Origin of the sequence: Micromonospora sp. NPDC049799, assembly GCF_040656655.1 — a bacterium.
Classification (GTDB): domain Bacteria; phylum Actinomycetota; class Actinomycetes; order Mycobacteriales; family Micromonosporaceae; genus Micromonospora.
This window is the reverse complement of sequence record NZ_JBFAMU010000797.1, coordinates 1-1,575: the sequence shown is the minus strand read 5'-3', so window position 1 is coordinate 1,575 and position 1,575 is coordinate 1. Positions and strand designations below refer to the sequence as shown.

The following is a 1,575-nucleotide window of genomic DNA, read 5'->3' as shown; positions in this document are numbered from 1 at the left end:
GGCGACCTGCGGCAGGCGGTGCAGCAGGTCGGCGCCCGCGCGGCTGATCAGCGTCGGGTCGTCGGTGCCGAGCAGGTCGCCCGGGTCGCCCAGCTCCAGGACCGCCACCATGCCGGTGCCGTCGTCCAGCACGGCGGCGGACCCGCCGGCCAGCTCCACCGGGCGGACGAGCGTGTCCGCGACCAGGCCGAGCAGCGCGGCCGGCCCGGCGTGTGCCGGCAGGGTGCGCCGACGGGTCAGGTAGCCCAGGCTGGCGCCGAGCCACTCGAAGAGCCATCGGCCACGCAGCCGTACCCAGGCCGCCGGCAGCACCATGAGAACCAGCGCCACAGCCGCGAGCATCGGCAGCGCACCCCGGCCGACGGCGGCCACCGGCGCGGCGAGCGCCACCTGCGCGGCGACGATCTGACCGGCCCGGATCCGGGGACGAACCCGGCGGCCGGCGCTGCCCGACCGGGGGTCTCCGGTCGCGGACGGCCGCGGTCGGCCGGGACCCGGCGTCGTCCTCTCCGGACCGTCGCCCGGGGTCGACCCCCGGGCGTTCGTGGTGGTGGCCGGCACCGCGCCTCCTCAACCCGATCACTCGCCGCGACGCGGCTGCCGCTCATCGTAAGGGTCCCGGCCGATCGAGCGGGAACCCGCGTTGTCCACAGGGGAGCGCCAGGGGGTAGCAGAACCGCCATCGGGCGGCTACCGTCAGCGACGAGTTTGGCTGACCCGCGCCCGCCGTGCTCGACCCTCCGGGGGTGGCGCGAGCGGCGCGCTCCCGGAGCGGGCGCGCCGACGGCCAGCCACGACACAGGAGACGAGGTGACGTCCGGGTGTCCCAGACCCAGGCAGAAGCCGCGGTCATGCAGCAGACCGCCGCGAAGTTCGAGCAGGTGGACCAGTCGTTGCAGTCGATGCTCAGCGGGCTGATGGCCGAGCTGGAGGTGTTGCAGCAGGCGTGGCGCGGTGCCGGTGGGCGCTCGTTCGAGCAGGTCAAGCAGCAGTGGGCGCAGGACCAGGCGGCGCTCCAGCGGGCCCTGCGGGAGACCGCCACCGCGATCCGCACCGCCGGCCAGCAGTACGACGTCTCGGACACGGAGGCCGCCAGCCGGGTGTCCACCACCAACCGCGGCGGCATCCAGCTGCCGCTGTAGTTCCCGACCAGGGGGAGGAACCATCCGATGGACCACGGTGTGCTGGTCGTCAACTTCGCCGCGCTGCAACAGGCCGGTGCGGACATCCACAAGGCACTGAACATGCTCGACTCACAGCTCGGGCAGCTCGAACGGGACGCCGCCCCGCTCGTGGCGAGCTGGTCCGGTGAGGCGCGGCAGGCGTACGAGCAGCGGCAGGCCCGCTGGCGTTCCGCCTCGCAGGATCTGCAGACCATGCTCCGCGACATCAAGCTCGCGGTCGACGACTCCGCGACCGACTACCTCGACACCGAGAAGAGGAACGTCGGCCTGTTCCAGTGACACCCGCGCACGGTGGCGTCGGCCCTGCTCGGCCACCAGATTCGCGGCGCACTGCTGGTCGGCGGCGTCCGGCTCGCCGAGGGCACCGTGCACGTCCTGTGGCTGCTGCTCA

Annotated in this window: 2 protein-coding genes and 1 pseudogene; 2 read left to right on the top strand and 1 reads right to left on the bottom strand. The window is 73.8% G+C overall.

The genetic code is table 11. The annotated features are described in order from the left end of the window. Positions 1 to 561: pseudogene (locus AB0I76_RS29560) on the bottom strand (type VII secretion protein EccE); the annotation flags it as partial. 260 nt (positions 562 to 821) lie between these two features. On the opposite strand from AB0I76_RS29560, the gene AB0I76_RS29555 reads away from it, so the two are divergent. Together AB0I76_RS29555 and AB0I76_RS29550 are read left to right on the top strand one after the other, a co-directional pair. Continuing rightward, positions 822 to 1,142, top strand: coding sequence for a WXG100 family type VII secretion target (locus AB0I76_RS29555; RefSeq protein WP_357042325.1), 321 nt, complete (start codon positions 822 to 824; stop codon positions 1,140 to 1,142). A 27-nt stretch (positions 1,143 to 1,169) separates the two neighbouring features. Further along, complete coding sequence (locus AB0I76_RS29550) at positions 1,170 to 1,463, top strand: WXG100 family type VII secretion target (protein ID WP_357042322.1); 294 nt, start codon at positions 1,170 to 1,172, stop codon at positions 1,461 to 1,463. The last annotated feature ends 112 nt before the right edge of the window (positions 1,464 to 1,575 follow it).